General features: G+C 72.3%; 15 protein-coding genes. 10 read left to right on the top strand and 5 right to left on the bottom strand.

Going from position 1 to position 18036, the window contains the following annotated elements:
• The 5 genes from AB8O64_RS18630 to AB8O64_RS18610 all read left to right on the top strand — a co-directional run bounded on the left by AB8O64_RS18630 (position 1) and on the right by AB8O64_RS18610 (position 7122).
• Complete coding sequence (locus AB8O64_RS18630; protein WP_370420084.1) at positions 1–1914, top strand: copper resistance protein CopC; 1914 nt, start codon at positions 1–3, stop codon at positions 1912–1914.
• Positions 1914–3224, top strand: a complete 1311-nt coding sequence (efeB, locus tag AB8O64_RS18625; protein ID WP_370420083.1) for an iron uptake transporter deferrochelatase/peroxidase subunit — start codon at positions 1914–1916, stop codon at positions 3222–3224. The genes AB8O64_RS18630 and efeB overlap by 1 nt, the downstream gene beginning before the upstream one ends.
• Positions 3225–3361: 137 nt before the next feature.
• Positions 3362–4291, top strand: a complete 930-nt coding sequence (gene pheA / locus AB8O64_RS18620) for a prephenate dehydratase (RefSeq protein WP_356457764.1) — start codon at positions 3362–3364, stop codon at positions 4289–4291.
• 631 nt (positions 4292–4922) lie between these two features.
• The gene (serS, locus tag AB8O64_RS18615; protein WP_370420082.1) at positions 4923–6200 is read left to right on the top strand and encodes a serine--tRNA ligase; all 1278 of its coding nucleotides are present in this window, start codon (positions 4923–4925) and stop codon (positions 6198–6200) included.
• A gap of 112 nt (positions 6201–6312) precedes the next feature.
• Positions 6313–7122, top strand: a complete 810-nt coding sequence (locus AB8O64_RS18610) for an HAD family hydrolase (protein ID WP_356457760.1) — start codon at positions 6313–6315, stop codon at positions 7120–7122.
• On the opposite strand, the gene AB8O64_RS18605 is transcribed toward AB8O64_RS18610, so the two are convergent.
• The gene (locus AB8O64_RS18605; protein ID WP_370420081.1) at positions 7064–7774 is read right to left on the bottom strand and encodes a rhomboid-like protein; all 711 of its coding nucleotides are present in this window, start codon (positions 7772–7774) and stop codon (positions 7064–7066) included. The two genes, AB8O64_RS18610 and AB8O64_RS18605, sit on opposite strands and share 59 nt — an antisense overlap.
• 318 nt (positions 7775–8092) lie before the next feature.
• Between AB8O64_RS18605 and AB8O64_RS18600 the strand changes: the two genes are divergently transcribed.
• The 3 genes from AB8O64_RS18600 (at position 8093) to AB8O64_RS18590 (ending at position 11159) form a co-directional block, all read left to right on the top strand.
• The gene (locus AB8O64_RS18600) at positions 8093–8803 is read left to right on the top strand and encodes a FadR/GntR family transcriptional regulator (protein WP_370420080.1); all 711 of its coding nucleotides are present in this window, start codon (positions 8093–8095) and stop codon (positions 8801–8803) included.
• A gap of 55 nt (positions 8804–8858) precedes the next feature.
• Positions 8859–10124, top strand: a complete 1266-nt coding sequence (locus tag AB8O64_RS18595) for a CynX/NimT family MFS transporter (RefSeq protein WP_370420079.1) — start codon at positions 8859–8861, stop codon at positions 10122–10124.
• Between the two features lie 90 nt (positions 10125–10214).
• A complete protein-coding gene (locus AB8O64_RS18590) occupies positions 10215–11159 on the top strand; it encodes an aminoglycoside phosphotransferase family protein (RefSeq protein WP_370420078.1) in 945 nt (314 codons plus the stop codon).
• A gap of 311 nt (positions 11160–11470) precedes the next feature.
• Here the strand turns inward: AB8O64_RS18590 and AB8O64_RS18585 are convergent, their stop codons facing one another.
• From AB8O64_RS18585 to AB8O64_RS18570, 4 genes are read right to left on the bottom strand one after another with little or no spacing between them, the layout of a single operon-like run.
• A complete protein-coding gene (locus AB8O64_RS18585; RefSeq protein ID WP_365210832.1) occupies positions 11471–12190 on the bottom strand; it encodes an ABC transporter permease subunit in 720 nt (239 codons plus the stop codon).
• A gap of 33 nt (positions 12191–12223) precedes the next feature.
• Complete coding sequence (locus AB8O64_RS18580) at positions 12224–13135, bottom strand: ABC transporter ATP-binding protein (RefSeq protein ID WP_365210794.1); 912 nt, start codon at positions 13133–13135, stop codon at positions 12224–12226.
• Positions 13132–14031, bottom strand: a complete 900-nt coding sequence (locus tag AB8O64_RS18575; protein ID WP_370420077.1) for an ABC transporter permease subunit — start codon at positions 14029–14031, stop codon at positions 13132–13134. The genes AB8O64_RS18580 and AB8O64_RS18575 overlap by 4 nt, the downstream gene beginning before the upstream one ends.
• Positions 14021–14992: an ABC transporter ATP-binding protein gene (locus tag AB8O64_RS18570; RefSeq protein WP_370420076.1), complete on the bottom strand. Its 972-nt coding sequence runs from the start codon at positions 14990–14992 to the stop codon at positions 14021–14023. Before AB8O64_RS18570 ends, AB8O64_RS18575 begins: the two co-directional genes overlap by 11 nt.
• Positions 14993–15317: 325 nt before the next feature.
• Between AB8O64_RS18570 and AB8O64_RS18565 the strand changes: the two genes are divergently transcribed.
• Together AB8O64_RS18565 and AB8O64_RS18560 are read left to right on the top strand one after the other, a co-directional pair.
• Entirely contained in the window at positions 15318–16208 is an 891-nt protein-coding gene (locus AB8O64_RS18565; protein WP_370420075.1) for a M24 family metallopeptidase, read from the top strand.
• Positions 16205–17995, top strand: coding sequence for an SDR family oxidoreductase (locus AB8O64_RS18560; protein WP_370420074.1), 1791 nt, complete (start codon positions 16205–16207; stop codon positions 17993–17995). Before AB8O64_RS18565 ends, AB8O64_RS18560 begins: the two co-directional genes overlap by 4 nt.
• Positions 17996–18036 lie beyond the last annotated feature (41 nt).

The following is an 18036-nucleotide window of genomic DNA, read 5'->3' as shown; positions in this document are numbered from 1 at the left end:
ATGACGACCCCGACCGCCCTGCCCGCCCCGACCGCCGGGCGGGTGCTGCCCGTCCTGGGCACCCTGCTCGCCGCCCTGTTGTGCGCGCTCACGTTCGGCGCCACTCCCGCGTCGGCGCACGCCGCGCTCACCTCCACCGACCCCGCGAACGGTTCGGTGGTCCAGACGGCGCCACAGCGGATCACACTCCACTTCTCCGAGGGAGTGCTGCTCAACGCCGACTCGATACGGGTCCTCGACCCGGCCGGCGAGCGGGTCGAGCAGGGCGGTCCCGAGCACGTGGACGGCAAGTCCGACTCCGCGGCCGTCGCGCTGCGCGCCGGGCTCGCCAACGGTACGTACACCGTGGCGTGGCAGGCCGTCTCGGCGGACAGCCACCCGGTGGCCGGGGCCTTCACCTTCTCCATCGGGGCGCCGTCGAAGACGACGGTGAAGGCCACGGCCACCGTCACCGAGGTCGATCCGGCGGTCGAGGTCCTCTACGACGCGGGCCGCTACGCGGCCTACGCCGGCTTCGTGCTGCTCGTCGGCGGCTGCGTCTTCGCGGGCGTGTGCCGCTCCTCGCGGCCCGTGCAGCGGATCGCGGTCGGCGGCTGGATCACCCTCTTCGCGTCCACGGCCGCGCTGTTGCTGCTGCGGGGCGCGTACACGAGCGGCAAGGGCCTCGGGGACGTCCTCGATCTCGCGCTGCTCGGCGACGTGCTGGCCACCAAGCCGGGGGCGGCGCTGCTGTCGCGGCTGCTGCTGTTGAGCGCCGCGGCCGTCTTCCTCGCCGTGCTGTTCGGTTCGTACGCCCGTGAGGACGACGACCGCACGCGCGGCGAGCGCCGGGACGTCGCCTACGGGCTCGGGATCGGCGGCACCGTCGTCGCGGTCGGGCTGGCGGCGACGTGGGCGATGGCCGAGCACGCGTCGGTCGGCATACAGGCGTGGCTGGCGATGCCGGTCGATGTGGTGCACCTGGTGGCCGTCGCGGTGTGGCTCGGCGGGCTGGCGGCGCTGCTGGCCACCCTGCGCGCCGGCGAACCCCTCCGGCGCGCGGCCGTGGTCCGCTTCTCGCGGCTCGCGTTCGCGTCGGTGTGCGCGCTGGTCGCGACCGGGCTCTACCAGTCCTGGCGGCAGGTCGGCTCGTGGGACGCGCTCACCGGCACCTCCTACGGCCGGTGGCTGCTGGTCAAGGCCGGCCTGGTGATCGTCCTCGTCGGCGTCGCGTACTTCTCGCGGCGCTGGACGGCCCGGCTCACGGACGGCCCGGAGCCGAAGAAGACCAAGTCGGCCAGGCCGGCCGCGCAGAAGGTCACGGCCGCGGCCGCGGCCAAGGGCGGCGGCTCCGACTCCGCCGAGCGGGCCGCCCAGCTCGCCCGGCAGCGGGCCGCGCTGGAGAAGGCCGCCGGGAAGCGGGAGCGCGACGCGGACGAGAACCGCAGCGGGCTGCGGCGCTCGGTCGGCGCCGAGGCCGCCGTGGCGGTCGTCCTGCTGGCCGTCACCACCGTGCTCACCGGCACCCAGCCCGGCCGCGCCGAGGCCGAGCAGCAGCGGGCCGCGTCCGGCGCGGCGGCCCCGGCCGCGACCGGCCCGGCCGAGGTGCGTATCCCCTACGACACCGGCGGGACGAACGGGCGCGGCACGGCCCGCATCACCCTCGACCCCGGACGCTCCGGCCGCAACACCCTCGACGTCGCCGTCACCGACGCCGCCGGGCGGCCCGTGGACGTACCCGAGCTGGAGGTGTCCTTCACCGAGAAGGCGAAGGAGATCGGCCCGCTGCGTGCCACTTTGGAACGCCGCTCCGGCGGCCGCTGGCAGTCCACCGGCTTCCAGCTGCCGATGGCCGGCGAGTGGCAGCTGTCCCTGACCGTACGGACCTCCGACATCGACCAGGTCACCGAGATCAAGAACGTGAAGATCAACTGATGGCTGAACAGACGAAGCAGGCCGGACAGCCTGGACGGGCCGGACGGGCCGGGCAGGGCAAGCCCTCCGAACAGGACGAGCGGGCCGAGGACCACGGCATCAGCCGCCGCCGTCTGCTGGGCACCGCCGGGGCCGCGGGCGCGGCCGGGCTCGTCGCGGGCGGCGCGGCCGGCGCGTTCGGGGCCGAGGCCGTACGGGAGAAGCCGGCCGCGCTGGCCGGCGTCGGCTCCGCCACCGTGCCCTTCCACGGCGCGCACCAGGCGGGCATCGCCGAGCCCGCGCAGGCCCACGGCCACCTCGTCGCCTTCGACCTCGCCCCGGGCGCCGACCGCAAGGCCGCCGCCGCGCTGCTGCGCCGCTGGTCGGCGACGGCGGCGGAGCTGGCGGCGGGCGAGGTGCCGAAGGGCGACGACACGGGCATCGCCCTGGACGCGGGCCCGTCCTCCCTGACCGTCACCTTCGGCTTCGGCCGCACCTTCTTCGACCGCACCGGCCTGACCGCGAAGCGGCCGGCGGCCCTGGAGCCGCTGCCCGACTTCACCGCCGACGCGCTCGACCGCAAGCGCAGCGACGGCGACCTGTGGGTACAGATCGGCGCCGACGACTCGCTCGTCGCCTTCCACGCGCTGCGCCTGCTCCAGAAGCAGGCCGCCGGCACGGCACGCGTCCGCTGGCAGATGAACGGCTTCAACCGGTCGCCCGGCGCGACCGCGCGACCGCTGACCGGCCGCAATCTGATGGGCCAGATAGACGGCACGAACAACCCCAAGCCGTCGGACGCCGACTTCGCCTCCCGGGTGTTCGTGCCGGACCGCGACGGCGACTGGATGGCGGGCGGCTCGTACGCCGTCGTCCGGCGCATCCGCATGCTGCTCGACAGCTGGGACCATCTGTCGCTGGAACGCCAGGAAAAGGTCATCGGCCGCCGCAAGTCGGACGGCGCCCCGCTGTCCGGCGGCACGGAGACGACCCCGGTCGACCTGAACAAGATCGAGGAGGACGGCTCGCTCGCCATCGCGGGCGACGCGCACATCCGCGTGGCGGCACCGGAATCCAACCGCGGCGCGGCCATGCTGCGCCGGGCGTTCTCCTACCACGACGGCTTCCTGGACGACGGCGCCCCGGACGCGGGCCTGCTGTTCGTGGCCTGGCAGGCGGATCCCCTGAAGGGCTTCGTTCCGGTGCAGCGGAAACTGGACCGGGGGGACGGGCTGTCGCGCTTCCTGCGGCATGAGGCGAGTGGGTTGTTCGCTGTGCCGGGTGGCTGCGCGCCGGGCGAGTATGTGGGGCAGCGGTTGCTGGAGGGGTGACGTTGGCGATGCCCTGATTGCAGCCCGTCCGGCGATTGAGGACCGGGGTCCGGGGCGGAGCCCCGGTGTCGATCAGTCGGCCGAGGCCGGAAGATATCGTGACGACGCTGCCCCCAAACCACCCGCGAGGAGCGCACATGTCCCCCAGCCGCTATGCCTATCTCGGCCCCGAGGGCACCTTCACGGAAGCCGCGCTCCGTACGCTCCCCGAGGCCGCGACCCGCGAACTCGTGCCCATGGTCTCCGTGCCGACCGCGCTCGACGCCGTGCGCAACGGCGAGGCCGCCGCCGCGCTCGTGCCGATCGAGAACTCCGTGGAGGGCGGCGTCACCGCGACGCTCGACGAACTCGCCACCGGCGCACCGCTGATGATCTACCGCGAGGTGCTGCTCCAGATCGCCTTCGCGCTGCTCGTACGCCCCGGCACCCGGCTTTCGGACATCAAGACCGTCACCGGTCACCCCGTCGCGCAACCGCAGGTGCGCAACTGGCTGGCGCAGCACCTGCCGGACGCGCTGTGGGAGTCGTCGGCGTCCAACGCGGACGGGGCTCGGCTGGTGCAGGAGGGGCGCTACGACGCCGCGTTCGCCGGGGAGTTCGCGGCGGCGACGTACGGGCTCGAGGCCCTGTACACCGACATCCACGACGCGCAGAACGCGCAGACCCGCTTCGTACTGGCCGGTCGTCCGGCGCGGCCCGCGGCGCGCACGGGTGCCGACCGGACGTCGTTCGTGGTCTGGCTGCGGGACAACCACCCGGGCGCGCTGCTGGAGCTGCTCCAGGAATTCGCCTCGCGCGGGGTGAACCTGATGCGGATCGAGTCGCGGCCCACGGGTGAGGGCATGGGGCAGTACTGCTTCTCCATCGACTGTGAGGGGCACATCACCGACCGCCGGGTGGGCGAGGCGCTGATGGGGCTGAAGCGGACGTGCCCGAAGGTGCGGTTCCTGGGCTCGTACCCGCAGGCGGGGGTGGACGCCGGGGTTCCGCCACGGCCGGGGACATCGGACGACGACTTCGTGGCCGCCGCGGACTGGCTGACGCGCTGCCAGGACGGCCGGGCCTGACAAGCCTGCGGGCCCGGCGGTCCACGGGCCCGGCCGGAGGCCGGAGCGTGGCGTTCGGCACAGCGGTGTGTGGATAGTCGACGAAGTTATCCACAGGCCGCGACTCGACCTGGGGATAAGTCGACACGGTCACCCCTCCCCGCACCCGACGAAACGGTCAAGGTCGACAAATCTCTCTAGCTACGAGACGGCCGTCCACAGGGCGGTCGGCCGCACCCACGCGCACCCTCAGGCGCCTTCGTCACCTGAACGCCTTCGAATAACCCTTTAGGGCGAGCAATTACCACCCGAATGAGCACTCGCACGACGTTTACCCAGAGAAACTCCGGCGCAGGACAGTAGAGGCGGAACGATCCCTTCCGGCATCCACAGATTCCACGCACAGCCTGTGGATAAAGAATCGGAACCCCTCGCACCTGTGGACAACGGGCGGCCAACTCCCGCCCGCCGCAAGGTCCGTCAACACGCGATGCCGCCCCTATGCCCCTTTTCAGCAAATGCGCGCGAATTCCCCGGCGCCCGCCCGCCCTCCTTATTCACAGCGTTTTCCACCCGCCTCAATATGGGACATACCGACACGAAGAGGAATATCGCGTGCGGCAGGCGCAGCCCGCAACGGTAGCCTGGAGGGGTGATTGACCTTCGCCTGCTTCGTGAGGACCCCGACCGTGTGCGCGCCTCCCAGCGCGCCCGTGGAGAGGACGTCGACATCGTCGACGCGCTGCTCTCCGCCGACGAACGACGCAGGTCGTCCAGCGTCCGCTTCGACGAACTCCGCTCCGAGCAGAAGGCGCTCGGCAAGCTCATCCCCAAGGCCTCGGGTGACGAGAAGGCCGAGCTGCTGAAGAAGGCGGGCGAGCTGTCCGCGGCCGTCAAGGCCGCCGACGCCGAGCAGGACGAGGCCGCGGCCGAGACGCAGCGCCTGCTGCTCCAGATCGGCAACCTCGTCCACCCGGACGTGCCGCGCGGCGGCGAGGACGACTTCGTCGTCCTGGAGACCGTCGGCACCCCCCGTGACTTCGCCGCCGAGGGCTTCGAGCCCAAGGACCACCTGGAGCTCGGCCAGTCGCTCGGCGCGATCGACGTCGAGCGCGGCGCCAAGGTCTCCGGCTCCCGCTTCTACTACCTGACGGGCGTCGGCGCCCTGCTCGAGCTCGCGCTCGTCAACGCCGCCATCGCCCAGGCCACCGCCGCCGGCTTCATCCCGATGCTGACGCCCGCGCTGGTCAAGCCGCGCGCCATGGAGGGCACCGGCTTCCTCGGCCAGGCCGCCCAGGACGTCTACCACCTGGAGAAGGACGACTTCTACCTGGTCGGTACGTCCGAGGTGCCGCTCGCCGCGTACCACATGGACGAGATCATCGAGGCGGAGAAGCTGCCGCTGCGCTACGCGGGCTTCTCGCCGTGCTTCCGCCGCGAGGCCGGTACGTACGGCAAGGACACCCGGGGCATCTTCCGCGTCCACCAGTTCGACAAGGTGGAGATGTTCTCCTACGTCGACCCGGAGGACGCCGAGGCCGAGCACGCGCGTCTCCTGGAGTGGGAGAAGCAGTGGCTCACCAGCCTGGAGCTGCCCTACCAGGTCATCGACGTGGCCACGGGCGACCTCGGTTCGTCCGCCTCGCGCAAGTTCGACTGCGAGGCGTGGATCCCCACCCAGGGCAAGTACCGCGAGCTGACCTCCACCTCGAACTGCGACGAGTTCCAGTCCCGCCGGCTCTCCGTGCGGATGCGCGACGGCAAGCACGTCAAGCCGCTGGCCACGCTCAACGGCACGCTGTGCGCGGTGCCGCGCACGATCGTGGCGCTGCTGGAGAACCACCAGCAGGCCGACGGCACGGTCCGCGTCCCCGAGGTGCTGCGCCCGTACCTGGGCGGTCGCGAGTTCCTGGAGCCGATCGCCAAGTGAGGCGTACGGGCGGCTCGCGCGCGGCCTCGGGGTCGCCGCGCGGGCTGCCCACGACCACCCTGCCCGCGCCGCCACGGTGCCGCGCGGGCGGAGAAACGAAGAGGAAGACGCCGTGAGCGCCGCCCCGCCGCCGTACCGCCTTGTCGCGACCGACCTCGACGGCACGCTGCTGCGCCCCGACGACACCGTCTCGGAGCGCACCCGCGCCGCCCTCGCCCGGGCCACGGCGGCCGGTGCCGCGCACATCATCGTCACGGGCCGGTCCGTCCCCTGGACGCGGGCGATACTCGACGCCCTGGACTACCGGGGCCTCGCGGTCTGCGGCCAGGGCGCGCAGGTCTACCACGCGGGTGAGCACCGGCTGCTGACGTCGGTGACGCTGGACCGGCAGCTCGCCGCGCTGGCCGTCGCCAAGGTCGAGGCCGAGGTCGGCCCGCTCTACCTCGCCGCCAGCCGTGACGGCATGGACGGCGACGTACTGATCGGCCCCGGCTACCGCATCCAGGACGGCCCGCTGCCGGCCGTCCCGATCACGGACCCGGCCGAGCTGTGGCTCACCCCCCTGAACAAGCTCTACCTCCAGCACCCCGACCTCGGCGACGACGAGCTGGTCGAGGTGGCCCGTCGGGTCGCCGGTGACCTCGTGGGCGTGACGATGGCGGGCGCCGGGATCGTCGAGCTGCTGCCGCTGGGCCTCAGCAAGGCCACGGGCCTGTCGCTGGCCGCGCGCCGCCTGGGCGTGAAGGCCGCCGACACCATCGCCTTCGGTGACATGCCCAACGACATACCGATGTTCGGCTGGGCCGCGCACGGGGTGGCGATGGCCAACGCCCATCCGGAGCTGCGGGCCGTCGCGGACGAGATCACGGACTCGAACGAGAACGACGGGATCGCGGCCGTTCTGGAGCGGCTGTTCGCCTGACGCCGGCCGGCGGGCCCTTCGGCCACCGCACCGGACCCCAGGGTCTGCGGCCGCGCGTCAGCGGCCAGCAGGCCAGCCCCACGGCCAGGGAGATCGCGTGCCCGAGGTCGGTGTACGTCGTCCCCCCGGTGACGAGCGGCAGCCCGAAGAACAGCGTGACCGCCAGGAGATACGCCCAGCGCCAGGGCCGGGCCACCCGGTAGGCCAGCACCCCGGCGGAGGCGGCGAGCCCGTACGAGACCCCTATGTCGACAACGTGCTTCATCGACCGGGGCACCGCGTGCTCCTGGATCGACAGCAGCAGCACCTCCTGACTGATCAGCGTGGCCGCGACATGGGCGACGGCCACCGTGACCAGCCACCGCAGGGTGCCGAGCCAGCGTTCGACGTTGGCGTGGAAGACCTCGAAGAGCACGGCGTAGAGCAGGAACGACGACGGACTCTCGATCCAGAACCCGCTGATGAGCAGCGACTGCAACGGGTGCTTGGTGAGAGCGTGGATGTTGCTGCTGGTGCGGTGGAGAAGAAACGTCTCCAGCCCTTCGCTGGCGGCAGCGATGACGAGGCTGGTGATGCCGATGATCAGCAGCCAGATGTGCGTACCGGGTGACGAGCAGACCCAGCGGCGTATCCGATCGGCGGCTGTCACCATTCGAAGGTAGCCGCGGCCCCCGGTCTCCGCGCGCCGACGGAACCCGTAGGCCGGGCCGCAGCGAGCCGCTCGGCGCGCTTGAGGACCCCACCGACCCGCGGCCGAATCCTGGGCGTGACGGCTTGAGGACACCACCGGCCCGAGCCACATCAGCCCGTCCGGCGTTTGAGGACCCCACCGGCCCGCACCACATCAAGCCCGTCCGGCGCTTGAGGACACCCCAATCCAACCCGTCCGGCGATTGAGGACAGCAGTTGTAGGATGACTGGGCAACCGGGCAAGACGACCCGCCTCAGCCCCCACCGTCCGGAGGACGAAATGACCTTGAGAGCAGCCGGACGCCAGTCCCTGGTGGACACCGTCGTCGACCAGCTCCGAGCCCAGGTCACCGCCGGCGAATGGCCCGTGGGCGGCCGTATCCCCACCGAACACGCGCTCGCCGAGCAGCTGCAGGTCGGGCGCAACACCGTCCGCGAGGCCGTCCGCGTCCTCGTGCACGCCGGAATGCTGCGTTCCAGGCAGGGCGAGGGCACGTTCGTCGTCTCCACCGCCGACCCCGGCGAGATCATGCGTGGTCTGCAGCGCGCCAACGTGCGGGACGTGCTGGAGCTGCGCATCGCGCTGGAGGCCGAGGCCGCGCGGCTCGCCGCCGTCCGCCACGAGCCCGCCGACCTGGAGCGGATGCGTGCCGCGCTGGACGCGCAGACGGCGTTCGAGGACCCCGACGGGCAGCCCGACTCCGGGAACCTGGAGCTGTACGCCGATCACGACATCGCGTTCCACAAGGCCGTCGTCGAGGCCGCGCACAACAGCGCGCTGACCGCCACCTACGGCTGGTTCAGCAGCTCGGTGCGCGAGTCGCTGGTCACCGCGCTCGGCGACCGCGAGATGCCGCGCATCGCCCACGGCGACCATCACGCGCTCATGGACGCCATCGCCTCCGGTGACCCCGACGCCGCCGCCCGCGCCGCCCGGGCGCTGCTGGAGCGCCCGAAGCAGGCCGTCGAGTCCCTGCTCGCCGAACGCTGAACGGCGGCCCGGCCCGCCCCCGCACCACCGCACCACCATTGCGAAAGGCACCACCATGTCCGAGACGAGGTCCGAAGCACCATTGATCGACGCGGAGGAGGCCCTGGCGCCCACCGCGCCCGTGGCCGCCGCGAGACGGCGGCTGCGCGCCCATCCCGCGCTCGTGATGCTCGGCATCGTCCTCGCCTCGCTCAACATGCGGGCCGCGCTCGCCGGCGTCTCGCCGCTCCTCGGCGAGATCGGTGACCACTTCCACCTGGCCGCCGCCGCGAGCAGCCTGGTGACGACCATTCCGCTCGTCTTCATGGGCCTGGGGTCGATCTTCGCGCCGAAGCTCGCCCGGCGCTGGGGCACCGAGGCCGTGCTCTGCGGCGCGCTCGCGCTGCTGTGCGGCGGCATCGTGCTGCGCGTCGCGCCGCCCGTCGTGGCGCTCTTCGTCGGCTGTGCGCTCGTCGGTACCGCGATAGCCCTGCTCAACGTCCTCATGCCGGGTCTGATCAAGCGGGACTTCCCGGACCGGGCCGCGAGCATGACCGCGCTCTACTCGACCGCGATGATCCTCGGCGCCACCGTCTCCGCGGCCTCGGCCGTGCCGCTGGAGAACGCCCTCGGCGGCTGGCAGGGCTCCCTCGCCTCCTGGGCGCTGCTCGCCGCGCTCGCCGCGGCGGTGTGGATCCCGCAGGTGGTCATCTCCCGCCGGGGCACCGGACACGGGCAGCCCTCGGCGAAGCCCGTGGCCGCCGGCGGCGGCACCGACCTCGTCCGTACGCCGCTGGCCTGGCAGATCACCCTCTTCATGGGGTCGCAGTCGCTCGTGGCCTACGTCTGCATCGCCTGGCTGCCGACGATCTTCACCGACCACGGCATGAGCAAGGCCGAGGCCGGTCTCGTCTTCGCGTTCAGCACCCTGGTGCAGATGGCCGGGTCGTTCGTCGTGCCGATGCTGGCCGGGCGGATGCGCTCGCAGCGCCTGCTGGCGGTGGTCGTCGTGCTGTTCATGGCGGCGGGCATCAGCGGGCTGCTCGTGGCCCCGGTCGCCGGGGCGTGGCTGTGGGCGGTGCTGCTCGGCATCGGCCAGGGCGGGGCGCTGGGCCTCGCGCTGACGATGATGGTGCTGCGCACCCGCGACGCCCACACCGCCGCCCGGCTCTCCGGCATGGCACAGACGTGGGGCTATCTGCTGGCGGCGGTCGGGCCGTTCGCGCTGGGCGCCGTCCACCAGGCGACCGGCGGCTGGAACATCCCGATCATCCTGCTGCTGGTGGTGTGCGTGGGGCTGGTGATGCTCGGGCTCGGTGCCGGGCGCGATCGGAAGATCTGAGACGTTGAACAGGGCGGTGGCCCCCCGGCCGGGGGGCCACCGCCCTGTCCCGCGCCCGCGCCCGCGCCCGTGTCGAGGAGACCGACCGCCGTGTCCGACGCTTCCCGGATCACCGTTCCCGCCGAACTGGCGGAGTTCCACGAGTCGTACGAGGACGAGGAGGGCCGCGCCTGGATCGCCGGGCTGCCCGGCCTGGCCGCCGGTTTCCTGGACCGCTGGGAGCTGCGGCTCGACGGGCCCCCGGCGCACGGGGCGGTGGCGCTCGTCCTGCCCGTGCGGCGCGCGGACGACACCCGGGCCGTGCTCAAGCTCCAGCCGGTCGACGAGGAGACCGAGGGCGAGCCCGCCGCGCTGCGGGCGTGGGGCGGCAGCGGCGCGGTCCGGCTCCTCGGCCACGACGACGCCTCCGGCACGATGCTGCTGGAGCGGCTGTATGCCGGGCGCTCACTGGCATCCGTGGCGGACGACGAGGCCGCGCTACTGACGCTTACTGAGCTACTGGCCCGCTTGGTGGCGGCCCCCGCACCGGCCGGTATGCGGACCCTCGCCGAGCTCGCGGACGACATGCTCGCCGAGCTGCCGGACGCGCTTCCGGCCCTGGCCGACCCGGCCGAACGGGAGCTGCTGCGCTCCTGTGCGGCCGCCGTGCGGGACGTGGCCGGCGAGGCGGGCGACAGGCTGCTGCACTGGGACCTCCACTACGAGAACGTGCTGGCGCCGTTGCCCGGCAGTGGCCGCGAGCCCTGGCTCGCCATCGACCCGAAGCCGCTCGCGGGCGACCCCAGCTTCGAGCTGCTGCCCGCGCTCCGCAACCGCTGGGACGACGTCGTCCGCACCGGTGACGTCGAGCGCGCGGTCCGCCGCCGCTTCGACCTGATGACCGAGATCATGGGTTTGGACCGGCAGCGCGCGGTGAACTGGACGCTGGCCCGCGTCCTGCAGAACGCCCTGTGGGACGTGGAGGACTGCGAGGAGGGCGAGGAAACCCTCGCACCCGAGCAGGTCCTGATCGCCCGGGTGCTGTTGGGATACTGAACGCCTGCGGCGGCGGGCGCCCTGCGGGCGCGTTCCCCAACACCGGACGCTCGGCGGCTGAGCTCAGCCGATTCAGCCCGTCCGGCGACTATCGCCCGTGTGACGCCTGCGGGCGCGTTCCCCAACACCGGACGCCTGGCGACTGAGCTCAGCCGATTCCAGCCCGTCCGGCGACTATCGCCCGTGTGACGCCTGCGGGGGCGTTCCCCAACACCGGACGCCTGGCGACTGAGCTCAGCCGATTCCAGCCCGTCCGGCGATTGAGGACACCACCGCGCAGCGGAGGTGCGCCCGACACCTGCCGCAAAGACTCACTCCTCCCCGGCAAGGGTCAGCGTGCGGAGCTTGCGGCCCGCAAACCACGTGGCCGCCACCGTGACACCGATCAGCAGGACGAGCGCCAGCGGCAGGCCGACGTCCGAGCTGATGGCGCCCTCCGCGCCGATCTTCTGGGCGAGCGCCAGGGACCACTGCTGGACGCTGAGGGTCCGGGCGCCCGGGATGAGGTTGCCGAAGAGCGACTCCCACACCAGGGCGTAGACGAGGCCGGCGACGACCGCGTGCCGGGTGACGGTGCCCAGCAGCAGGAAGACCGCGCTGTAGGCGATGGAGGCGACGGCAGCGGCGGCGGCGTAGGCCACGGCGATCTGCTGGCTGTTGCCGTTGAGGATGTAGCCCGCGAGGAGCGTGGGGACCGCCGAGAAGGCGACGGTGACCCCGATCGCGACGATCAGCTTGGTGAAGATGATCGTGGGCCGCTTGATCGGCTTGGCCAGGAGATAGACCACCGAGCCGTCGTCGATCTCCGGGCCGATCGCGCCCGTACCGGCGACGACGCCGATGAGCGGGACCATCGTGGCGAGCGCGAAGCCGCCGAGGACGGTGGTCGCCGTCTCGTCGTCGGCGCCGGTCATGACGCGGATCACCGCCGAGATGATCAGCAGCAGGGCGGGCAGGGCGAAGAGGATCGCGGCCCGGCGGCGGCCGAGGAGGGCCCGGTAGGTGAGCCGGGCGACGGTGGGGTGGTACAGCCCGGAGGACGCTGACATCGCTGAGGGCTCCTTTCAGGCCGCGACGAGGTAGGAGAAGACCGATTCCAGCGACTCGTCGGAGGGCGAGACCGTCAGGAGGCGGATGCCCTGCGCGCGGGCGACGCGCGGCAGAAGCTCGGTGAAGCGGCCGAAGTCGACGGCCTGGACGCGCAGGGCGCCCTCCTGGACGTCCACTTCGATGCCCGACGTGGACGGGTCCGCGATGAGCGCGGCGGCCAGGGCCCGGTCGTCGCTGGAGCGCACGAGATAGCGGTGCGGGCGGTCCGTCATCAGCCGGCGGATCTTGCGGAAGTCACCGGACGCGGCGTGCCGGCCCGCGACGACGACCTCGATGTGGGCCGCCAACTGCTCGACCTCCTCCAGGATGTGCGAGGAGAACAGGACCGTGCGGCCCTGTGCGCCCATCTGCCGCAGCAGCTCCATGAGCTGCATGCGCTGACGCGGGTCCATGCCGTTGAACGGCTCGTCGAGGAGGAGCACCGACGGGTCGTGGACGAGGGCGGAGGCCATCTTCACGCGCTGGCGCATGCCCTTGCTGTACGTGGCGATCTTGCGGTCCTGCGCGTACTCCATCTCGACCGTGGCGAGCGCCCGCTGCGCCTCCTTCGCGCTCAGGCCGTGCAACTCGGCGTTGGCGCGCACGAATTCCAGGCCGGTCAGGAAGTCGTACATGGCTTCCCGCTCGGGGACGATGCCGATGTGGCGGTAGATCTGCTCGTTGCGCCAGATCGCCGTTCCGTCGAGGGTGACCGTGCCGGTGGAGGGGGCCAGGAAGCCGCCCATCATGTTGATGAGGGTGGACTTCCCGGCGCCGTTGGGGCCGAGCAGACCGGTGACACCGGGGCCGATGACCATGGAGACGTCATTGACGGCCACCACATTGCCGAACCAGCGCGAGACGTTGTCGATGTGGATGGTTGTCACAGCCCGACCTTTCGGTAGCGGCGCATCAGCAGCCCGTAGGAGCCGGCGACCAGGGCGAGAAGGACGAGGAGGTAGACGACGCCGGTGCCGGCCGACGGGCCGTGACCGCCGGGGAAGGCGGAGGTGGCGGAGAGGAACGCCGTCTGCACGCCGTCGATGATCGTGATCGGCGAGAAGAGGCCGATCCAGCTGATCGCCTCGGTGTTGTCCTGGGACAGCGCGATGCCCTGGATGGTGGAGACGGCCCCGTAGGAGATCGTCAGCACGGCGATCACGGCGGCCACGCCGAAGCCGCGGCGCGGGGTGAGGGCCGCGACGACCAGGCCGATCCCGGCGAAGAGGAGGGAAAGCAGGATCACGGAGACCAGTCCTTGCGCGAAGCCCTTCGTCTGGTCGGCGAAGTCGAGCTTGGCGAGCAGAGCGCCCACATAGAGCAGCAGCAGGGGCGTGGCGGTCAGGATGAACAGGGCGGACGCCATTGCCGCGAACTTCGCGGCCACGTAGTCGACGCGCTCGATGGGGCGGGAGAAGTACAGCGGGACCGTCTTGAAGCGCAGGTCGCGCGAGACGGACTGCGGCGCCTGGGAGGCGACGTACAGACCGATGACGGCCTGGAGGAGGATCGCGTACCGCGTGTACTCCAGCGGCAGCTTGTCCATCTTCGTCGCCACGCTGACCGCCACGATGATCGCGGCGGGCAGCACCATGACGCCGAACAGGATCATCGGCAGGACCTTGGACTTCGCCGAGCGCCCGAGGCCGTACGCGCCGCGCAGGCTCTGCGAGAACAGCGAACGGCGGGCGTAGGCGCGGCCGAGCCGGGGGCCCGCGTAATTGCGGTAGCCGATGTTGTGAATGACGTCCTGCGCCGGGGCGGCCGTGGTCTCAGGCGGCATCGGGGGCGCCTCCGTTCTGCTCGTCGCGGAAGACCTCCGCGATGCGGTGGCGCCGCTGCTCCATGCGGACCAGGCCGAGGCCGAGTTCGGCGACGGCGTCGCGGACCGTGTCATAGGTGCCCTCGTCGACGACGTCCACGAGGAGCACCCGCCCGGAGGCGGGCGAGCCGTCCGGGGCCCGGCCCGCGGGCTGGACCGTCAGCCGCGCCGCGGCGAGGGCGGCGCGCAGCGCGGCCACACCGTCCGGGCAGGCGTCGGTGTCCGTGACCTCCACGGCGAGGGAGCCGGTCGCCTGGGTGAAGTCGCTGGTGGAGGAGGACCTCAGCAGCGAGCCGCCGTCGATGACCACGACGTGATCACAGGTGCGCTCCAGCTCTCCCAGCAGGTGCGAGGTGACCAGCACCGAAATGCCGAAGTCGGTGTGGACCCGGCGGATCAGGCCGAGCATCTCGTCGCGGCCGACGGGGTCGAGGCCGTTGGTCGGCTCGTCCAGCAGGACCAGCTGGGGGTCGTGGACGAGCGCCTGGGCCAGCTTGACCCGCTGCTTCATGCCCGTCGAATAGCCGCCCATGGGGCGGTACCGCTCCTCGTACAGCCCCACGTGGCGCAGGGTGTCGGCGGTGCGCTCGCGGGCGGCGCTGGCCGGCAGGCCGGACATGCGCGCCATGTGGACGACGAACTCGGTCGCCGACACGTCGGGCGGCAGGCAGTCGTGCTCGGGCATATAGCCGACCCGCTCGCGGATCGCGCTGCCCTCGGTCGCGACGTCGAGACCGAGCACGGCGGCGCGGCCCTCGGTGGCCGGGGAGAGCCCGAGCAGAATCTTGATCAGCGTCGACTTGCCGGCTCCGTTGGCGCCCACCAGGCCGGTCACTCCCGGGGCGATGTCGACGGAGAGCCGGTCAAGAGCGGTCACCCGGGGGAACCGCTTGCTGAGGCTTTCGGTGGCGATCACAGTCACGTGTTCGACGTTAGTGGCGCGCGCCACAGGAGTCGTCAGCCCAGATGGCTGGATGGGTCTAGTCCTCGGGTCTGACGTGCCCGTAGGGGAGCGGTACTCCTGGAGGGGGCGGTCTCCGGGTGACAGGAGGGGCCCGGGGGGCGGGGCGGAGGTGACGGTGCAGGCCGTGCACGGGTTTTCCACAGGCACGGGCGAGCCCCTTGACGCAGCCGCCGGACATTGTCACATTCATCATTGTCAACTTTCGTACGTGGTCAACTCGCGGGCGCGTCACCGGATTTCACCGTCCGGGAACGTGCCCCGGCACAGGGACGGACGGGTGGGCATGGCGGCTGTCGTGGCGGGACGGGTCGAGGGGCGGGGGCACGGCCCCGGGCGGCCGGCGGGCATCGGGGCCGCGGAGCTGCGCGGGTTCCGGGCGGTGCAGCGCCTGGCGTACACCTGCGCGGAGGAGGTCGCCGCCCAGCTCGCACCGGGGATGACCGAGCGGGACGCCACCCGGATGCAGCGGGAGTGGCTGCGCGGGCACGGCGTGCGGGACTGGTTCCATCTGCCGTTCGCCTGGTTCGGGGACCGCACGGCCTTCACCGGCTTCCGGGTGCCGCTCCAGTTCTTCCCCACCGGGCGGCGGCTGGAGCCGGGCATGCCGTTCATCCTCGACATGGCGCCGGTCCACCAGGGCTTCACCGCCGACATCGGGTACTCGGGATGCCTCGGCCTCGATCCCCTGCACGACCGGCTGCTGGCCGATCTCGAGGCCCACCGCGAGCTGATCCTGCGCGAGGTGCGCGAGCGGCGCCCGCTGCGTGAGATCTACGAGGACGTGGACCGGCTCATGGCCCGCCAGGGCTACGCCAACCGGCACCGCGCGTACCCGTTCGGTGTGATCGCGCACAAGGTGGACCGGGTGCGCGAGCGTCGCTGGTCGCCGCACGTGCTCGGCTTCGGTACCCAGTCGCTCAAGGGGCTGGCGTCCGACGCCGTCCACGGGCACCGCGAGGGCTGGTCGCCGCTGTGGAGCCCGTACCGCTTCTCCGACCACCCGCCCAGGCCCGGCCTGTGGGCGGTCGAACCCCACCTCGGATTCCGGGGCACGGGCGCGAAGTTCGAGGAGCTCCTGGTGGTCACCGACTCCCGGGACCCCGAGGAGAGCGCCTTCTGGCTCGACGACGATCTGCCGCACGTGCGGCGCTGGCAGGAGGAGAAGGCCGCATGAGCAGCAGCAGGGACGTCACGGGTGGCGTGGGTCTTGAGGGCGCGCGCGAGCGGTGGGTGCACACGGGCGGCGTCGAGCTGTGCGTCGTGGAGCTGGGTGACACCTCGCGGCCCACGGTCGTGCTGGTGCACGGCTATCCGGACAGCAAGGAGGTGTGGGCCGAGGTGGCGGCCCGGCTGCGCGACCGTTTCCACGTGGTGCTGTACGACGTGCGCGGCCACGGCCGGTCCACGGCCCCGCAGCCGCTGCGGGGCGGCTTCACGCTGGAGAAGCTCACGGACGACTTCCTGGCCGTCGCGGACGCGGTGAGCCCGGACGCGCCGGTGCATCTCGTGGGGCACGACTGGGGGTCCGTGCAGGGCTGGGAGTTCGTGACCGTCCCGCGCACCGAGGGGCGCGTCGCCTCCTTCACCACCATCTCCGGGCCGTCGCTGGACCACTTCGGCCACTGGATCAACGACCGCGTCGCCCGGCCCACCCCGCGCCGGGTGGCCCAACTCCTCGGCCAGGGCACCCGCTCCTGGTACGTGGGGGCGCTGCACACCCCGGTGCTGCCCGAGGCGCTCTGGCGCGGTCCGCTCGGCAAGCGCTGGCCGAAGATGGTGGCGCGGCTGGAGAAGCTGCCGAGCGGCCCGTACCCCACCGCCTCGCTGCCGGTCGACGCGGTCCACGGCGCCTGGCTGTACCGGGACAACGTCCTGCCCCGGATGCGCCGGCCGCGCGCGGACGCCTTCGCCCATGTGCCGGTGCAGCTGATCACCCCGACCGGTGACGCCTATCTGTCCGAGCGGCTCTACGACGATCTGGAGCGCTGGGCGCCGCGGCTCGTGCGGCACACCCTGGCCGCCAAGCACTGGGTGCAGCGCACCCGGCCCGACCAGGTGTCGTCCTGGATCGCGGAGTTCGTCACCGCCCAGGAGGAGGGCGCCCCCGCCCGCCGCCCCGCGCCCTCCGGGCCGTACGCGCAGCGCTTCGGCGGGCACCTGGTGCTGGTGACGGGCGCGGCGAGCGGCATCGGCCGGGCCACGGCCTTCGCGTTCGCGGAGGCGGGCGCGCGGGTCATCGCCGTCGACCGGGACGCGGCGGGCGCCGCCCGGACGGCCGAGATGGCGCGGCTGCTCGGCGCGGCCGAGGCCTGGAGCGAGGTCGTCGACGTCTCGGACGAGCAGGCGATGGAGAAGCTGGCCGCCAAGGTCGCCGCCGAGTACGGCGTGGTGGACGTGCTGGTCAACAACGCCGGGATCGGGCTTTCCGGCTCCTTCATGGACACCACCACCGAGGACTGGAAAAAGGTCCTCGACGTCAACCTGTGGGGCGTCATCCACGGCTGCCGGACCTTCGGCAGGCAGATGGCCGAGCGCGGGCAGGGCGGTCACATCGTCAACACCGCCTCCGCCGCCGCCTTCCAGCCCTCCCGGGTCCTGCCCGCCTACAGCACCTCCAAGGCCGCCGTCCTGATGCTGAGCGAATGCCTGCGCGCCGAGCTGGCCGGGCAGGGCATCGGCGTCTCCGCGATCTGCCCCGGCATCGTCAACACCAACATCACCGCGACGGCCCGCTTCACCGGCGTCCCGGAGGAGGAGCAGCAGCGCCTCCGGGACAGCACCGCGCGGGCGTACGGCCGGCGCAACTACCCCCCGGAGAAGGTCGCCGACGCCATCCTGCGGGCCGTGTTCCGCGACCAGGCCGTGGTCGCGGTCACCCCGGAGGCCCGGGGCCTGAAGCTGCTGTCCCGGCTCTCGCCCCGGGCGCTGCGCGCCCTCGCCCGGATCGAGCCCCGGCTGTGACGGGACCGCGCCCCCACCAGGGCCCCCACTCAAGGAGAGGA

The organism is Streptomyces sp. QH1-20 (assembly GCF_041283565.1).
Classification (GTDB): domain Bacteria; phylum Actinomycetota; class Actinomycetes; order Streptomycetales; family Streptomycetaceae; genus Streptomyces; species Streptomyces syringius.
The sequence above is the reverse complement of the archived record's forward strand: the minus strand, read 5'-3'. Positions and strand labels throughout refer to the sequence as shown.